General features: G+C 45.3%; 18 protein-coding genes. 10 read left to right on the top strand and 8 right to left on the bottom strand.

Features of this window, described 5'->3' with window-relative positions:
• Positions 1-5 precede the first annotated feature (5 nt).
• The 4 genes from JO154_RS13420 to JO154_RS13405 all read right to left on the bottom strand — a co-directional run bounded on the left by JO154_RS13420 (position 6) and on the right by JO154_RS13405 (position 4680).
• Positions 6-1589: a DHA2 family efflux MFS transporter permease subunit gene (locus JO154_RS13420; RefSeq protein ID WP_291946255.1), complete on the bottom strand. Its 1584-nt coding sequence runs from the start codon at positions 1587-1589 to the stop codon at positions 6-8.
• A gap of 124 nt (positions 1590-1713) precedes the next feature.
• Positions 1714-2601 carry an MBL fold metallo-hydrolase gene (locus JO154_RS13415; RefSeq protein ID WP_291946253.1) on the bottom strand — a complete coding sequence of 296 codons (888 nt, stop codon included), beginning with the start codon at positions 2599-2601 and terminating at the stop codon, positions 1714-1716.
• Between the two features lie 445 nt (positions 2602-3046).
• Positions 3047-4144 carry a Gfo/Idh/MocA family oxidoreductase gene (locus tag JO154_RS13410; protein ID WP_291946251.1) on the bottom strand — a complete coding sequence of 366 codons (1098 nt, stop codon included), beginning with the start codon at positions 4142-4144 and terminating at the stop codon, positions 3047-3049.
• A gap of 62 nt (positions 4145-4206) precedes the next feature.
• Positions 4207-4680, bottom strand: coding sequence for a hypothetical protein (locus tag JO154_RS13405; protein ID WP_291946250.1), 474 nt, complete (start codon positions 4678-4680; stop codon positions 4207-4209).
• Positions 4681-4759: 79 nt separating this feature from the next.
• Between JO154_RS13405 and JO154_RS13400 the strand changes: the two genes are divergently transcribed.
• The 6 genes from JO154_RS13400 (at position 4760) to JO154_RS13375 (ending at position 11002) form a co-directional block, all read left to right on the top strand.
• Entirely contained in the window at positions 4760-5956 is a 1197-nt protein-coding gene (locus tag JO154_RS13400; RefSeq protein WP_291946248.1) for a serine hydrolase, read from the top strand.
• A gap of 171 nt (positions 5957-6127) precedes the next feature.
• Positions 6128-7111, top strand: coding sequence for a hypothetical protein (locus JO154_RS13395; protein ID WP_291946246.1), 984 nt, complete (start codon positions 6128-6130; stop codon positions 7109-7111).
• Between the two features lie 211 nt (positions 7112-7322).
• Complete coding sequence (locus JO154_RS13390) at positions 7323-8312, top strand: hypothetical protein (protein ID WP_291946245.1); 990 nt, start codon at positions 7323-7325, stop codon at positions 8310-8312.
• A 307-nt stretch (positions 8313-8619) separates the two neighbouring features.
• Positions 8620-9129: a sigma-70 family RNA polymerase sigma factor gene (locus tag JO154_RS13385; RefSeq protein WP_291946244.1), complete on the top strand. Its 510-nt coding sequence runs from the start codon at positions 8620-8622 to the stop codon at positions 9127-9129.
• Between the two features lie 6 nt (positions 9130-9135).
• Complete coding sequence (locus tag JO154_RS13380; RefSeq protein WP_291946242.1) at positions 9136-9783, top strand: hypothetical protein; 648 nt, start codon at positions 9136-9138, stop codon at positions 9781-9783.
• A gap of 700 nt (positions 9784-10483) precedes the next feature.
• Complete coding sequence (locus JO154_RS13375) at positions 10484-11002, top strand: GNAT family N-acetyltransferase (RefSeq protein WP_291946240.1); 519 nt, start codon at positions 10484-10486, stop codon at positions 11000-11002.
• Positions 11003-11110: 108 nt separating this feature from the next.
• Here JO154_RS13375 and JO154_RS13370 read toward each other — a convergent pair whose 3' ends face one another.
• On the bottom strand, positions 11111-12082 hold the full coding sequence (locus tag JO154_RS13370) for a DUF1080 domain-containing protein (RefSeq protein WP_291946238.1): 972 nt from the start codon (positions 12080-12082) through the stop codon (positions 11111-11113).
• 70 nt (positions 12083-12152) lie between these two features.
• Between JO154_RS13370 and JO154_RS13365 the strand changes: the two genes are divergently transcribed.
• Genes JO154_RS13365 through JO154_RS13355 form a run of 3 tightly spaced genes read left to right on the top strand, consistent with a single transcriptional unit; the run spans position 12153 to position 14327 of the window.
• On the top strand, positions 12153-12503 hold the full coding sequence (locus JO154_RS13365) for a cupin domain-containing protein (protein WP_291946236.1): 351 nt from the start codon (positions 12153-12155) through the stop codon (positions 12501-12503).
• Positions 12504-12510: 7 nt separating this feature from the next.
• Entirely contained in the window at positions 12511-13266 is a 756-nt protein-coding gene (locus tag JO154_RS13360) for a nucleotidyltransferase domain-containing protein (protein ID WP_291946234.1), read from the top strand.
• Positions 13263-14327 (top strand): nucleotidyltransferase domain-containing protein, encoded by a 1065-nt coding sequence (locus JO154_RS13355; RefSeq protein ID WP_291946232.1) that lies wholly within the window; start codon positions 13263-13265, stop codon positions 14325-14327. The genes JO154_RS13360 and JO154_RS13355 overlap by 4 nt, the downstream gene beginning before the upstream one ends.
• Here the strand turns inward: JO154_RS13355 and JO154_RS13350 are convergent.
• The gene (locus tag JO154_RS13350) at positions 14313-14831 is read right to left on the bottom strand and encodes a DsbA family protein (RefSeq protein ID WP_291946230.1); all 519 of its coding nucleotides are present in this window, start codon (positions 14829-14831) and stop codon (positions 14313-14315) included. The genes JO154_RS13355 and JO154_RS13350 overlap by 15 nt on opposite strands.
• A gap of 3 nt (positions 14832-14834) precedes the next feature.
• On the bottom strand, positions 14835-15317 hold the full coding sequence (locus JO154_RS13345; protein ID WP_291946228.1) for a peroxiredoxin: 483 nt from the start codon (positions 15315-15317) through the stop codon (positions 14835-14837).
• A 102-nt stretch (positions 15318-15419) separates the two neighbouring features.
• Between JO154_RS13345 and JO154_RS13340 the strand changes: the two genes are divergently transcribed.
• The gene (locus JO154_RS13340; RefSeq protein WP_291946226.1) at positions 15420-16544 is read left to right on the top strand and encodes a lactonase family protein; all 1125 of its coding nucleotides are present in this window, start codon (positions 15420-15422) and stop codon (positions 16542-16544) included.
• A 254-nt stretch (positions 16545-16798) separates the two neighbouring features.
• On the opposite strand, the gene JO154_RS13335 is transcribed toward JO154_RS13340, so the two are convergent.
• On the bottom strand, positions 16799-17566 hold the full coding sequence (locus JO154_RS13335; RefSeq protein ID WP_291946224.1) for a DUF1269 domain-containing protein: 768 nt from the start codon (positions 17564-17566) through the stop codon (positions 16799-16801).
• Between the last annotated feature and the right edge of the window lie 67 nt (positions 17567-17633).

Below are 17633 nucleotides of genomic sequence, written 5' to 3'. Positions count from 1 at the left end.
TATCATTAATGTGCCGCATCGGCCATATTTACCTTGTTCTTGGAGTTTTTCACAAATAGCAATACGAAAGGCACACAAACCAGGAACATCACCCCTACCCAGATAAATACATCCATGTACGACCGGATAGTAGCCTGTTTCATCACTGTGGCATCCAGTAGCGCGTAGGCTTTCTGTTGGGCGGTAGCAATATCAAACCCTTTAGCATGCATCGTGGCCGCGGTTTGAGCGATCCTGTTCATCACCGCCGGATTGTTGACATCCAGGTGATCTACGATCGTACTGCGGTGTAAATCCGTCTGACGGGTCACGAAAGTGGATATCAACGCCACCCCGAAAGCGCCTCCCAATTGGCGCATCATGCCGGAGAAGGCCGCCCCCTGCCCGATCTCCTTCCCTTTCAGCGTGGATAACGACATCGTACTCACGGGCACCGATAATAATCCCAATCCGAATCCACGGATGATGAGGACCCAGAAGAAGTCGGCCGAAGACGTGTCGGGCCCCAAAACTTTATACGATAGTAAACTATAAATAAAGAACACCGTCATACCGATGGCTATCAGGTATTTCTGTGGTACTCCTTTCTGTATCAGGATGGCCACTACGGGCATCATCACTGCTACAAAGATGGTACTGGGCAATTGTAACATCCCCGATTGTTGGGCCGTCCATCCGAGTAGAGATTGGGTATATAACGGTATAACAAACGTGGACCCAAACAGTCCAAATCCCATGATAAAAGAAAGTATCACGCCTATACGAAGATTTCCATTTCGCAATACCCTTAATTCCACCACTGGGTATTGGTATACCCACTGTCGCCAAATAAAGAAGAAGATACCAAAAACTGCGATTACAGACAAGATAATTATCAACGCACTGCTAAACCAATCTTCTTCCTGTCCTTTTTCCAATACAAATTGCAAAGATCCAATCCCGACAGCCAGTAGGAAGATGCCCAACCAGTCGACCTGAGAGGCGCTGCGTTTCTCTTCATACTGCGGACTGCGAACAAATTGCATGGTCAGCAATGCTGCCACAATTCCAACTGGAATATTGATGTAGAAGATATATGGCCAAGCATAATGATCGATGATATAACCGCCTAATGGAGGGCCGAGGGTAGGTCCTACGATCACGCCCAGCGTATAAATCGCTTGTGCCGTCGCTCTTTTCTCTGTAGGCCAACTTTCCGTGATGATGGTTTGCGAGGTTACCAGTAGCGCGCCGCCACCGAGGCCCTGGAGGAAACGGAATACCACCAACTCCCAGATATTGGTAGCGTTACCACAAAGGAAAGAGCAAACAGTAAACAGTATAACAGATGTAGCAAAGTAATTTCGGCGGCCAAATTGCTGCGACAACCAACTGGTCATCGGAACGATGATAACATTGGCGAGGGAATAAGCCGTGATGACCCAGCTTACTTCGTTGAGGGTAGCGCCGAGACTCCCTCTCATATCTGGAAGGGCAACGTTTACAATGGTGGTGTCAATAATTTCCAATAACGCGCATACGACAGCGGTAATCGTGATAATTGCTCTCCGTGGTCCATACTCTACTAGCGAGGGTAGCTCCTGTTGCATAGCTTTTTCAAATTAGCCACACAAAGTTAAAATTAAAACTGTTGGAATTCAAACTATTAATTTTAAAAAATCACATTTTATTAATTATCAATAGTTTATATATTATTTCGGAAGACACGAGTCGCTATAAAAGCGACTGGTTCACGGGGGATTGGTGCAGGATATCCCACATCGTGGCGCCTGGCAGCACGCGATAAACCGGGATATGGACGGCATATTTGCGGCATAAAGTAAGGATGGCCTCATCTATTTGATGGGCGTCGTAGCGGGTGGAAAAATGTCCCAGGATCAATTGCTTCACCTCCAATTTACTTACCATCAACAGCACTTCTTCTAAGCGACTATGCTTATTCTTATAACCTTTGGCGGGGATATCTCCTTCGCTGCTAATGAAGGTAGCTTCATGGATGAGGATATCTGTTTGGTCCCAGCGCTGCAAATCTTCTACTGGCGTATCGCCGGAATAACCGAGCAGTGTGCGTCTCACTTCCATCGTCGTATTTTCCTTACCCTGTTCCAGGATGATGCGTTTAATTTCTTGCGGCGGCAATCCAACGAGGTCGGGTTTTATCTTTTGCTTTACTTCTATCAGTTTATAGCTCAGGCTGCGGATAACATCTGGTGGCGCGTTTACATGTTCATTCCTGACAGGCACCACTACGAGGTGTTCGTTCAGCCAGATTTCATCTCCGGGGGCCACTGGTTTCCATTGGATGCCGGAAGTATGTGGGTCAAACCGCTGGAGGAAATCCGCCATCGCAGGGAAAGAACGACTATCGCGGGGGTAATAAATGATAGGAAAGCCTTCGCGGGCATTCAGTTGATTTAATTGTAGTAGGCCGGTGAGATGATCTCTATCGGCATGAGAAATAAATACATGATTGATCTTACGGCTTTTCTGCAATAGGGCGGAGGTTAGGCCATCGCCGGCATCGAATAATATGCCTAGTTCTTCTACGAAATACCAGGTTGCAAACAAGGCCGTACTATATGCGGAAATAGTCCATTTCATGTATCAAATATAGTATTTTGATGTATAACTGTGATGGATATACGGAGTAACGGTTTTGTTGATTTTTGTGGAACCGGAAATTGACGTCTGCGACGTCAATTTCCGGTTCCTTTATTTTTTTCGTTGTTCCTGCCCGTTGGGCAGGAACAACAGGCGAAAGAGCAACAACGTTAGCACAACTAACCAAACTTTTTCCTTACTAAATGGTTATATATAGGCTCAAGGTAACCAGTTTACATTTGCTAGCAGGGTCTTACCGTATAGTTAATGCGGATCAAGGTCATGGATAGTTGTAGCCATTTTCCCGCATTTCCAGCTACAGAAGGTAGCCAGCCTTCACGGGCATATCCACAATGACCTTTACGGTAGTCCAGTCTATAGTTTGTAATTGCTCCAGCAAATGAGTCGCCGGCCGGCAGCGTTATTGCCGGTTTTTTTTGTGCTTTTACAGCATTTCCTTTTTCCCGCTGCGCACAGCGGCATAAATGGCGTCGATGATTTTCAGGTCTCGCACACCTTCCGCTCCATCCACTGGTATAGCCGGCTTTTTCCCTCTCAGCAGTATATCTGCCATCTCTTCCATTTGTACTGTTTGATGGGTGATATGTGGCTGTGTAAGCTCTCCCTGGTGGGTTCTGCCTTTGATGGGCCCATAACCCGTGGAAGGCTGTAATTCCGCGAATCCTTTTTCTCCGTTGAGGTAGAAGCGGTCTAGGTAATTCATGTTATAAGTAGAGAGGCAAGATGCGATGGCTCCGCTTGGAAAACCCAGTTGGAATTGGATGGTTTCATCCACGCCAGGTTTGAATTTCACGGGATCTGTTTTTATTTCTTGGGCCGTAATCCAAACGGGCTCCTCTCCCACCATATAGCGGGCGCCATTGATGGCGTAAATACCGATGTCCATAAGGGAGCCTCCTCCGGCGAGTTCCTTATTCAATCGCCATTGTGTAGGGTCGCCTATACGAAAACCACATTGTCCTTGGAAAAACATGATTTTTCCAAATTCATTTCGTTTGCGCATTTCCGTTATAGCGAGCGTTTTTGGTTCAAAGTGCATCCGATAGGCTACCAGTAGCTGTACACCGGCTTTCCGACAGGCGTCCACCATTTCTTGGCCTTCTTTGGCATTGAGCGCCATTGGCTTTTCACAGATCACATGTTTACCGGCAGCGGCTACACGTAACACCTGGCTATGATGCAGGGCATTGGGCGTAGTGATGTACACCACGTCAATATCCGGGTTGTTTTTTATCTGATCGAAATTTTCGTAGTTATAGCAGTTCTTTGCAGGAATGCTGAACCGCTGCTGCCAATCGACCAACTTATTAGGGGTTCCGCTGATAGCGCCTGTAATCTTTGCTTTGGTGCATGCTTTCATAGCATCCGCCACGCGATTGGCGTAACTACCGAGGCCCATTAGGGCAACACGCAAAACAGGTTCATCTTTATTAAATGTTCCAGCGAGTGCCTGGTAACGCAGCAAAGGAAGGCCCGCCGCGGTGATAGCCATTTTTTGCAGAAAACGACGACGTGAGTTCATAATGTGGAATTGATGGTTGTGATTAAAATACAAAAAAAATATCACACCCCCAATGGCCCCTATTAGGCACTTTGTAGTCTTTCTGTCCGCAGTTGCTGATAAGCCGGCGTAAACAAGTCCGGAGCGACTTTCATCTCCAGTAAATCTAAAATTCCTTTCAATTGTTTTTTACCATAAAAAGAAGCTGCCAGCGAGAGTTTGGTATTATTGTAATGGATAAATATTTGAGGATCGGAATATTTACCTACCAGTTTCAAATCCACCGATGAAATAGTGTTCCAATCTATATGCAGGGATTTCATTCCATTGAAAAAGACGATGCCTTCGTCTGAAATCTCCAGTTTGGCATGCATGTAAAAATACATGGAAACAGATACCAGTAGGAATACGAGGGTGGCAATCAAAAACACTGGGTCTTCCTGGAGTTGCCATATGGTCAGCACGCATCCCCCCACGCATAGCACGAGCGTAATCATCAAACCAACCTTTCTCCATGTAGGCAGTTCAAAAGTCTCGGTGGTGTAAATTCGTTTCATGGGCCGTCTACAATAATTCTGGTGGAAAGGTAAATATTCTCTCTTGTTTTCGTCTCTACAAACATTTATTTTTATCTGTATGAAACAAATCATTTGGGTAGCGCTGTTAGTAGCATCCGTTTCAGCACAGGCGCAGCAACCATCTTCTACATCGTATTTCCCTCCGCAAGGCAGTTGGGAGCATCGAGCACCAGCAACGATGGGCCTTCGCTCCGACAAGCTGGATGCGGCCATTCAATTTGCCATCCAAAATGAATCCAAGCAGAGTAGGAACATGGACTCCGCGCAGTGGCAATCTTTTGGTAAAGAGCCATATAGCGATCCAGTAGGTGCACTGATAGATCGTGCAGATCCTAGTGGTATCATCATTTACAAAGGGTATATAGTCGCGGAATGGGGTCAGCCATCGCGGGTAGATATTACCAATAGTGTGACCAAAAGTTTTCTCTCTGCTGTGGTAGGCGTAGCGGTGGACAAAGGATTAATACGTAGTGTATATGATACCGTAGCTGCCTACATGCCACCCATTGAAATTTTTCATCCAGGGCAAGCGACGGAAATCATTACCCCTTTTGCATCTGCGCATAACCGCCAATTGACCTGGGAAGTGATGCTGCGTCAAACGAGTGATTGGGAAGGCACCTTATGGGGAAAACCTGATTGGGCAGATCGGCCAGATAGTAATTTCAGCAGTTGGAAAACGCGTCCACGACATGCACCTGGCACTGTTTGGAAATACAATGATACAAGGGTAAATGCCCTCGCATTGGCGGCTACGAGCGTGTGGCGTCAGCCATTGCCACAAATACTGAAACAGTACATTATGGAACCGATAGGCGCCTCCACTACATGGCGTTGGATGGGATATAACAATGCGTGGATCGTGCTGGACGGACAGCCCGTCCAATCTGTGAGTGGCGGCGGCCACTATGGTGGTGGGATGTATATCAATGCATATGACATGGGGAGATTCGGGCTCTTGACGCTGCACAGAGGCATCTGGAATGGTAACAGGTTATTATCTGAACAGTGGGTAAAGCAGTCGTTGACACCTACCACTGCTAATACCGGTTACGGCTATATGAATTGGTTCTTGAATACCGATCACAAACTAGCTACTAAAGCGCCAGTATCTTCGTTTATCCATATTGGCAATGGCGCTAATATTATTTACGTAGATCCAGAACATAATCTGGTAGCCGTTGTACGATGGATAGAAAGTAAAGCCATTGGGGAAATGATAGGTAAACTATTGGAAGCAATTCCTGAGAAATAACGGTAACGGCCATATGCAATCACATATGGCCGTTTTAATTTTGTCTAGCCTAAAATATTCATTTCGGGAAAGCGCGACGTTCAAATATTCCTCCCTATTTTTGTTACTGTTAAGTCGTTATGTCAATGAAATGTTTGTAGCCTATTTCTCTTTAATTAAACCCGAATAAATATGAAAACACCTAAAGCCCTGGTGTTAGGATCATTGATCCTAATGTCGGTATTGTATGCATGTAAGAAAAATGACTCTGCGCCTGGAAAAACGGATCCTAAATGGTCTGGAGAAACGATGAAAGTTAAACTGGACCTAACTGGAGAAATACAAACAGGGGAATCCCCACTGGGCCGTCAGGCGAGCAATGCACGTATCACTCCGGATAGTGTTATCTATGCAGTGGATGTACGTTATAGCGGAGGTTCTCCTTTCGCACAAGGGATATACACTGACCCGAATGCCATTTATGTCACAGTTCCAAAAGGCATTAATTACATTATAAGAGTTGTTGCTATTAAAAGAGGTACTGGGCTGGGATTGTACGAATATACCGACAGTATAAACGGAGGTCGTTTCTTACCAGGCAATCCGCTGAACCTTCACATTGCGAATAGTATGTCAACAGATATGACTGGCCCTAATAAGATAAATTACACCTTCCTGGATACGCTAGGCTACTTTAATGTGGCCAACTATCTAAACGGCTATGACACCTACCGCAATTCAGAGCTGGAATGTTATTGGGGCTTTTATCAAAGCACTATGCCGAATACTACACCCACTTCCCTAGCAGTTTCGTTGAAGCGAATGATTTTTGGGGTGCGTTTCAAGCCTCAAAACTTTTACGATGGCAATCTGATGATAGATTATGACTGGACAACGCAGTCTAAAATAGTGCCGGTCAGTGATCTAGCTACTACCAGCTTCACTTATACTACAAATGATTTTATTTCTTCGGATCAAATGCGGAATTTACCGCTTAAGCTGAGATGGTCCCGTGCCAATGGAAGTATCATCAATTTGGGAAGTATCATATTACGTCCCAAACGTAATACGATGACTACTGTCAGCATTACTGCCCCTCAGAGTCCTGGTATTCCAGTGGGGATCTCCATCACTGAAAATAACTGGCAAAATGATACTACCGTTGTAGCAAAATAATGCACGCTTAATTTGACAATCGGCGATAAGGAAAAGTCCTTTTAATCTTTTATGGAAGGACTTTTCATTAATTTATCCAGACAAAAATATTCATCACAAGAAATGGCTACATTCAGATATTCCTCCCTATTTTTGGTAGTGTTGAGCCGTGTTGTTAATGTTAATGTTAATGTTTGTAGCCTAAATCTCTTTTAATTAAACCCAAATAAATATGAAAACACCTAAAGCCCTGGTGTTAGGATCATTGGTCCTGATGTCGGTATTGTATGCATGTAAGAAAAATGACTCTGCACCTGTACCTGGAAAAACGGATGCTAAGTGGTCTGGCGAAACTATGAAAGTTAAATTGCAGCTCAATGGCGAGTTGCAAACGTCGGAATCACCATTGGGCCGTCAGGCGAGCAATGCCCGTATCAATCCCGATAGCACCATTTATGCGGTAGATATACGGTTGGCTGGCTATTATCCATTTGCGCAGGGAATATTCACTAAACCGGATTCTATGTATCTGACGCTTCCCAAAGGCACTTATTACACGATTCGCGTAGCGGCCATTAAATGGGGTAGTGCCCAGGGATTGTATGAAACGGTAGACAGTGTAACGGGGGGGCGTTTCCTGCCGGGCACTCCATTAAACCGTTACATTACCAATCGTCTTTCCATGGACAGTACTGGACCTAATCAGTTGAAATACCAATTCCTGGATAGTTTGTCTTACTTTGCTGTAGCTACCAGTCAATATACCTACGAAACCTACCGTAATTCCGAATTGGATACTTATTATGGTACTTATCAAGGATCTCCAAAAGACAGCCAACTGGTTAGCCTGACCATTCCATTAAAACGGATTACTTATGGTATTCGTTTTCAGCCAGAGAACTTCAGTGATGGTAACCTGATGATAGACTATGGTTGGAAGTCGGCCCCTAAGACGCTGCCAGTGGGTAGTTTGTCTGTACTGACCTTTACCTATACCGTCAATGATTTTGCGTATGGCGACAATGTGATGGATCCGGTACCGGTAACCTTGAAATGGGTTCGTCCTAATGGCAGCATTACCAACTTGGGAGGTGTCACCATCAATCCAAAACGAAATACGCTAACTACCGTTCGCATTACGGCGCCTGCCTCAGGAGTACCGTTGGGTATTTCCATTGCCGAAAACACCTGGCGCACAGATACTACCGTGGTAGTAAAATAATAGATTTTCATTTTGACATACGGTTCTAACGTAAAGTCCTTCCAGTCATTTCTGGAAGGACTTTTTTATGCCTGAGATGTTTGCGGACAGACATGTTGGTTCCTTGCCTCCATTGCGTTATATTAGCAGTATGTATGCTGGTATTGGCTTTGCTGCTAGTAATCCCGTGAGGCATAATCCTGTCATTATCAGCCTGATAATTTTTTTTCTTCTTCGTGTGATTTTTCTCCTCCTTTTGCGAATAATATAATATCAGCAGGCCTGTCTGATTTTTTTACAATTAAATCCTGTTTTGATACAGATAAATATGGCGGACAAATCGGAATTATTCCTGGAGGTGATCCAGCAGCACAAGGGCATTATCTACAAGATTGTACATGCGTACTGTTCGAATCCCGCGGACCGGAAGGATTTGGCGCAGGAGATCACGTATCAGTTATGGCGATCTTTTGACACGTACAATGGCCAGTATCGCTATTCTACCTGGATATACCGTATAGCGTTGAATGTGGCGATTTCGGCCTATCGGCAGGAGTATCGGCGCAGGTCAATAGATATGCCTTTTGCGGAGGAGTTATTATTGGAGACGCCGGCTGCTCCTGCCGGAGAGGAGTTACACTCAGAGCGGGTAGCTATGTTATATGGGTTTATTGCCCAAGTGCCAGAGCTGGATAGGGCCTTGCTCCTACTCCATCTGGATGGCCATAGTTACCAGGAAATTGCGGATATCATGTCGCTGACCACCACCAATGTTGCCACTAAGCTCAGCAGGATTAAACAGTCGATGAAACTACACTTCACCACCCACAACAAGTAAACGAACATGGAAAACACAGAAATATTAGATCTATGGAGCAACTATAGCCAGCAGTTGGAACAAAACCTACTGCTGAATAAAAAACTAACCAGGGATATTACTGGTCTGAAAGTACAATCCCTCTTGGCTTCCATGAAGCCGGGGAAGGTATTCGCCGTGATGGCCGGTATATTATGGTGCCTGGGCCTGGATGTATTGGTAATACAGCTATGGTCACATGCCACTGTATTTTTCCTGGCCTCCGCGATCCTGCAATCGGCGATTACGAGTGTGGCCATTGGTATCTACTTATACCAACTGGTACTGCTACAACAGGTCAACATGGATGATCCGGTATTACAGACCCAGGCGAAACTAGCCCGCCTACGGGCTTCTACCCTATGGGTAGTCCGCCTGCTATGGCTGCAACTACCCTTATGGACCACCTTTTACCTTTCCAGACAGCTCTTTGAACTAAATGGTCTTTTAGCGATTATCTGTCAAATCCTGGCTACAGGTGTCTTTACAGGCGTTGCCATCTGGCTTTTTGTGAATATTCGGATGGAGAATAGGGATCAAAAATGGTTTAGGTTGATGTTCCGTGGGAAAGACTGGACACCCATGATACACGCAATGGATATGATCGAGGAGATTAAGGCGTATAAGGCGGAATAAAGTCGTATCATGGTGGAACGCGAATATATTGGAGAGCATCCAGGAGGATAAAGCCGAATTGAATAGCGTTTTTTGACAAGAATAAATATGATGGACGGTATTGGGGAGAATAAAACCCATTGGGTGATATCCTGGCGGAATGGACATACTGGAGAACATCGAGGAGGATAAAACCGATTAGGGTGATATCAGGATGAAATGGACATACTGGAGAACATCGAGGAGGACAAAACCGATTAGGGTGATATCAGGACGAAATGGACATACTGGAGAACATCGAGGAGGATAAACAAAAATGGATAGTACTGTAACGAGCATAAATATGATCTGATCGGTGGTCGCTTCATATAATAACCATTAAAATATGTAGCTAAGACAACTTACTCTCCTTTCACTATAGCCTCCCATAGAGGATGGGAGGCACTAGTTTCAGTTTTGCTTATGAGAATAGAAATATGACTCAAAATAGGTTTTCGTTTATTCAAATGCAAACAGGAAAAGCATCAGCGGTAAATTACTGGGAATAAAGCGCCAATAAACGGGGGAGTATGCCAGTAATTAAGTATTTTTAAAAAATTTTAAACTGTTCATTGCTGAGCATTCCTTACTTATCAAGCTACAATAAAGACTGTTGGGGCTTTTGCAATGCAGCTCATAGAAAATCCTAACTAAGAACCATAATTTTATCTATCTCTGCAAAATGAATTTACCTGTTGAAACAAACCGTTTACTACTAACGGCACTCAATACCTCCGACGCATCCTTCATCCTGGAATTATTGAATACGAAAGGCTGGAAAACGTTTATAGGAGAACGTTATATTCGAAATCTGACAGACGCAGATACCTATATCACCCGAATCCTGTCTAACCCGGATGTAAATTATTTTGTAGTCCGACTAAAAGAAGACAACAGCCCACTAGGCATTATTAGCCTCATTCAACGGCCTTACCTCCCGCATCAAGACATTGGTTTTGCATTCCTCCCACAACATAGTGGTAGTGGATACGCCTATGAGGCCGCGAGTGAAGTGATACGCCAACTGGCCATCGCTCCCAAACAACCGATCCTTTATGCTACTACCCTCCCGGAAAATAGCCGGTCTATCAAACTACTGGAAAAATTGGGGCTGACATTCGTACATGAATTCACCCGCGATACAGAAAGACTCTTTTTGTACCAAACCATCCTCGCAAAGGAAGACACCGTATCTAAATAAAAACCCGGGAAACAGCCGCCAGATAGGCAGGTATCTCCCGGGGTAATTATAATTATTTCCTGCGATCATGGATAATCTTATGATCCATTTCCAGGTAATCTTTTTCAATTAAGGAAGTGCTGGTGTAATCACCACTTTTCTGAACTCAATCGGTCCGTGGTCACCCTGGAAATATATAGGACCCGGCTCTCCCTCATTGCTGTCCAATGCCCCGCCAGTAATGCCTGGAATCTCCTGGTTGCTAATAACAGTTTTGCCATTCACTACCACAGTTACCATTCTTCCAATCAGCGTAATATCATATGACTGCCACTGATCCGGTCCCAGTGCTTCGATATCACTTGGCGTTAAAAAGCCATATATGCCGCTGAACAGAACGGAAGAAGGATGCGCACCTTTAGGACTGTCTTCAATCTGCGTTTCATAACGTCCTCTGAGGTAGACACCGCTGTTACTACCCTTCTGATAACGAAACTCTACATGCAGTTTGAAATCGCCGAAAGTCTTTTCAGACACCAGGTTAGAACCGGAATGAGCGCTGGTAAGTATACCATTTTTCACTTCCCACTGATTTTTACCAGTGGCCTTCCAACCGGTCAAATCCTTACCATTGAACAGGCTCTCCGGCTTGCCCCATTTAGGTGCCTTGTCTCTACGCAGCATTGGAGCACGTACCCCTTTATAACTATATTTCTTGCCTTCGCTGGTTGTAATAGTGCCGGTGATGGCATCCCCAGCTACATTTCCCTCGATGACAAAATCCTGGCTCCCACTCTCCCACTGCGGAGGAATAGTAAAGCTGAATTTACCATTATCAAAATTCACTTTGGCCACTGGCCGGGCACTGCCGGAAGTACCAACGAAATATCCTACCAGTGTTTTAAAACCGCTCAACTTCACTTCCAGCCAGGAAGGCAACTGCTTCCCGTCTTCGTCCACTGTAATATCCCAGCGGCCGATTAATTCCTTTGCATCCACTGCCGGTTGTTCTGCCGTTACCGATGGCGTTCCAGCAAATGCTTTGCCGGAGCCAGTTACCAGTAAACAGCCCAGTCCGAATAAAAGTAATTTTTTGCGCATAAGTTCCATTTAGATCCAAACAATATAATGTTTATTTATTTATATTTTTACGGCAAATGAAAACACGCCAATGAGTACAAAAGTAGAAAGTCCCATCTTCCAAGCTGGTGCAGATATCCCTTGGGAATCCACTGCGCCCGGCCTGCAGCGCAAAATCTATGGCTACGATGATCGGGTAATGCTGGTAAAAGTAAAATTTGAAACAGGGGCCATAGGTACGATGCACCAGCATCCGCATACCCAGGTTACCTATGTGGAGAGCGGCGCTTTTGAATTCACCATCGGCGAGGAAACCCGCATCATCCGCGCTGGCGACGGATGTTACATGCCTTCCAATGTAATGCATGGCTGCACCTGCCTGGAAGCTGGTGTGCTGATAGATACGTTTAGTCCTCACCGTGAGGACTTCCTAACCCAATAACCCAAAGATGAGAGAAATTATCCTGGAGAAACTGGCTGCGATTGAGGCAGAAAAAAATGTTCGCATATTGATGGCGATTGAATCCGGCAGCAGAGCCTGGGGCTTCGCATCTCCCGACAGCGATTTTGATGTGCGGTTTATTTATGCACAACCTGAAAATAATTACCTAAGCATCCGGGATCGGAAAGATGTGATCGATATCCCGGTGAACGAGGTCCTAGATATCAATGGCTGGGACCTGCGGAAAGCGCTGCGCTTGTTCATGAATTCCAACAGTCCGTTATATGAATGGCTGCAGTCGGGCATTATATATAAAGAGGAAACGGCCCTCGCCGCCACCCTGCGCGCTCAAATGAATGACTACTACTCCCACCAGGCTGGCTGTCATCATTACTTCTCTATGACCAACAACACCTTGCAACAAAACCTGCAAGACGCGGAAGTTAAACTGAAAAAATATTTCTATGCCTTGCGGCCGGCACTGGCAGGCATGTGGATCATCGAACGGAAAACAGTTCCTCCGATGGACTTCCACCAACTACGTACCCTCGTTACCGATAGTGCCTGGAATCACGCTGTAGATCAATTGCTAGAACAGAAAAAAACGGCGGATGAAAAAACCTTGATCGCCCCGGTGCCTTTCCTGCAACAATGGATCTCGGAAGTGCTGGATAAATATATGCCGCTGGCCAATGCCCTCCCTACTGTGCATCACGATGCCGACAAACTGGATGAAGTGTTTAGGAAATTCATACGCGCATGACCTTTGAAGCATTAATGAACGCACCGCAACAACTGCTGCTGAAAACCATCAGCGGCAGTCATGCCTATAACCTGGCCATTGAGGGCTCAGATACCGACCTGAAAGGTATTTTCATCTTACCAGAAAGGGAATTCTACGGCCTCCACTATACGCCGCAAGTCAGCAATAGCACCAATGATGAGGTGTTCTTTGAAATTGGTCGATTGATTGAGCTGCTCTGTAAAAATAATCCCAATATTCTGGAGCTGCTGAATACACCTGCGCATGCGGTCTTATTCCGGCATCCACTGATGGATCGTATAAAACCGGGAGATTTTCTCTCGCAACTCTGCATGGAAACCTTTGCGGGATACGCAAAAGCCCAGATCAAGAAGGCTTCCGGACTGAATAAGAAAATTAATAAAAGCTTCGAGAAAATCAGGAAATCGGTAACGGATTTCTGCTACGTGGTACACCACAATGGAACTCTCCCATTGGCGCAATGGCTCCAGGAACAAGGCTTTCAACAGGAAACATGCGGACTTACAGCGCTGAGTAACTTCCGGGATGGCTACCTGATTTATCATCATCCGCAGCTACGAGGAATTGTCTCCGGCGAACAGGCGAACGATGTGCAACTCAGCTCCATTCCCAAAGGAGTGGCGCCGCTGGCAGTGATGACGTTCAATAAAGACGCCTATTCTGTTTATTGTCGAGAATACTTGGAATACTGGGAATGGGTGGAAAACCGCAATGAGCTGCGTTATCAAGGAACGCTCGCTCATGGCAAAAGTTATGATGCCAAAAATATGATGCACACTTTCCGACTACTGAGTATGGCAGAAGAAATTGCATTGTACCATGAGGTACGCGTACATCGGGAAGATAGGGACTTATTATTACGTATACGCCGCGGGGAATTCGAATATGCGACCTTAATAGAAATGGTACACAAAAAACTGGACAATATGGAATCCCTGTATGCCGCATCCGGGTTACCGGTAGCGCCAGACACCTCCAAGGCAGAGGATATATTGGTAAGTATCAGGGAAGATTTCTACAAGGCATCACGCCTCCATTAGCATGGCGAGCGACTGATACGTTTCATCATAATCATCATAACGCTCCCCATTCAGGAAAAAGGTGGGCGTTCCATTGACGCCGCTGCGAAGACCTCCTTCCAGGTCTTTCTCCACTCTTTCCAGCAGTTGCTGGCTCTGCCAGTCGTGTGAAAACTTTGGCATGTCCAACTGTAGCGCTGCCGCATATCCTAGGATATTATCAGCGCTCAGCTCTGCCTGGTTTTCATAGAGTTCATCATGCATGTACCAGAACTTACCTTGGAGGGCGGCAGCCTCCGCGGCCAGTGCAGCTATGACGGCAGCGGGATGAGATTCCTGCAATGGGAAGTTTCGGAAAACAAAGCAGATGTCGTCTCCATGTTGTCGTAATAACTTCCGGATAAGTGGAAAGGCAACGCCACAGTGGCTACATTGATAGTCGCCATATTCAACGAGAATCCTGCCAGAACTAGGATTGCCTATAGCGTGATCGTTCTTGGTTACTGGAATTTTGAGGTGGGCCATAGATTAACAGTTTACATTGTTTAAAGTATCCAGTGCTTCCAGAATCCCATCTGCACCGGGGTTTACATCATTTGGGGATAGATAACTCCATTGAATGATCCCTTTTTCATCGATGACAAACAACGCCCGCTGTGCTGCGCCTCTTTGTTCATCATATACGCCATATTGCTTTGCCACTGCGCCTTTAGGCTCAAAATCGGCCAGCAGCGGAAAATGTAGATGCCGGTCTTCAGAAAAAGCGCGATGACTCCATTTGCTGTCGACAGAAATGCCCAGCAGTTGAGCCCCCGCTGCCTGAAAGTACTTCAAGGTTTCATTATATACTGCCAACTGATCAGAGCATACTGGGCTCCAGTCTGCAGGATAAAACGAAAGGATTACTTTTTTGCCTCGGAAACTAGAAAGTTTTACTTTTTTGTCTGGAGTAGCGAAGAGCTCAAAATCCGGTGCAGATGTGTGTGCTGTAAGGATCATATCGATTTTCATTAAGGAAGTAAATTGCTGTATCCAGTTAAAACAGATCATTGTTGCTTTTGTTCTTAGGACTTTTTTCACTAATCTTGATGGATATCTAACAGTTTTAGCTTAATGAAAAGAATTATAAGCAGCATTTTCACGTTGGCTGCACTCATGTTATTGCCTGTAGCCTCCACGTTAGCACAGCATCCTTATTTATTGATTGGTACCTACACCAACAACGGTATGAGTAAAGGGATTCACGTTTATTCATTCGACAATAATACAGGCCAAATGAAACCAGTTAGTCAGGTGGAGACGACTAGCCCTTCCTTCCTGGCCGTGTCTGCCGATCAGCAGCATGTGTACGCTGTCAATGAGGGCAATGGCCCAGGGAATGTTTCTTCTTTCAAGTTTGATAGTACTAAAGGCGAGTTGTCATTGGTCAGTGAAGTGCCCGCTGGAGGAGAATATCCTTGTTATGTATCTATCAGCAAAAATGGCCAATTCATTGCGATAGCCAATTATGGTACAGGGAATGCCGTTGTTTATCCGATAGCTGCCAATGGGGAGATAGACATGCCTGTACAAGAGGTGCACCACGAAGGAACGGGGCCTAATAAAGCCCGACAGGAAAAGGCACATGCGCATGCTGCCGTATTTTCTCCAGATGGAAATTATCTGTTCATCAATGATCTCGGCATCGATAAGATCATGGCGTATAAATTCAATCAGGAAACGGGTATGTTATCACCCAGCAATCCGGCATTTGTGCCTGTAAAGCCCGGAAGCGGCCCCCGCCACCTGACATTTGATGCCAGTGGCAATTTTGCTTACCTCATTACAGAACTGACAGGAGAAGTCATCGTATACAGTTATGCGAATGGTTGGTTTCATCCTCTTCAAACCATCAGTACGCATCCCAAAAATTATACTGGGATAAAAGGTTCAGCGGATATACATATTTCGCCGAATGGTAAGTTTTTATATGCATCTAATCGCGGAGATGCCAATACCCTGGCTATCTTCAAGCGAAATAAAAATAATGGCAAACTGAAACTGGTCGGTTTTCAATCTACCTTGGGAGTGATGCCGCGTAATTTCAACTTCGATCCGAGTGGCAATTTCCTGTTGGTAGCCAATCAGGCTAGCAATAATGTGGTGGCATTCCGAGTAAATAAAAAGAAAGGCTTGTTGACACCTACCGGTAATAGTATTACTGTTGGTAGCCCGGTTTGTATACAGTGGATTAAATAAAGAATTTGAATATTTATCAAAAGCCCTGAAGTGACGTCTGCGACGTCACTTCAGGGCTTTTGTTTTTTCGTTGTCCCTGCCCAGCGGGCAGGGACAACAGGCAGACACGTTTTGTCGTCATTTCCTTTGAACAATATTGATGAATACTACCCGCTGGGCAGGGACAACAAGCAGACGCGTTTTGTCGTCGTTTCCTCTGGACTAATTTGATGAATACTACCCAGCGGGCAGGGACGATAATTTTGATAAATATTCTAAAGGGATTTAGCCGCTTCGGTAGCCAATCCTTGTAGTTCGTCTTCCAGCGTGGCTATCCTTCTTCTATATAATTCAATGCGACTTTTAATCCTAGAGGCTTTATATTCTCGCAGTGTAGCTGCCGTATGGCTATTGGTAGACTTACTTTTCTCTTTTCTACTAGCAATATGCTGCTTACGTTTTTCTTTTAATGCAGCAATTTCTTTTTCTATTTTGGCTTTCTCTCCTGCGCCGGCAATGCGCATTTTAGCGCGATCAGTGGCAATCTGTTCGTCAAAGGCTTCCAACTGTTCATCTGCATATTTCTCATATTCATAATCCACATCTTTTCTGATGAGGGTACCACCGAGACTTTTGATATAGGAGTCTGCAAACACTTCATTATCCTCATCAATTTCGGCTATCAGTGCGGTATGACCAGGTTGGAGAGACGCGGCCACTTTTGTACTGAAATCTTCCGCAAAGTTATAGTAGTGTGCTTCCCATACAGCGCCGCTCACCGTACCTACCAGCATACCCGCCAGGATGCCCACAGGACCTGCAAATGCGCCCACTAAGGTACCTAAGGCCATGCCGGAAAGGACACGCACCCCTTCTGTTGTTTTTTCTGGTTGCAAGACAATAGGTTCTCCCTTATCGTTTTTCTGCACCATTACACTTTCATAGACGGTAAGATCCCCGATAGTCTCCAATTCATCCAATTTCTTGTAGGCGGCGATTGCTTGGGCCTCCTTAGGGAAGGAAGCGATGATAAGGTTTGTCATTGTGTGCGTTTTCCATCAAAAACAAGGGAAAGCCTCAATTTGTTTCAATAAAAAAGCATCCTGTAGG

The organism is Chitinophaga sp. (assembly GCF_019236475.1).
GTDB lineage: Bacteria > Bacteroidota > Bacteroidia > Chitinophagales > Chitinophagaceae > Chitinophaga.
Note: the sequence above shows the minus strand (reverse complement) of the source record. Positions and strands in the feature narration are given on the sequence as shown.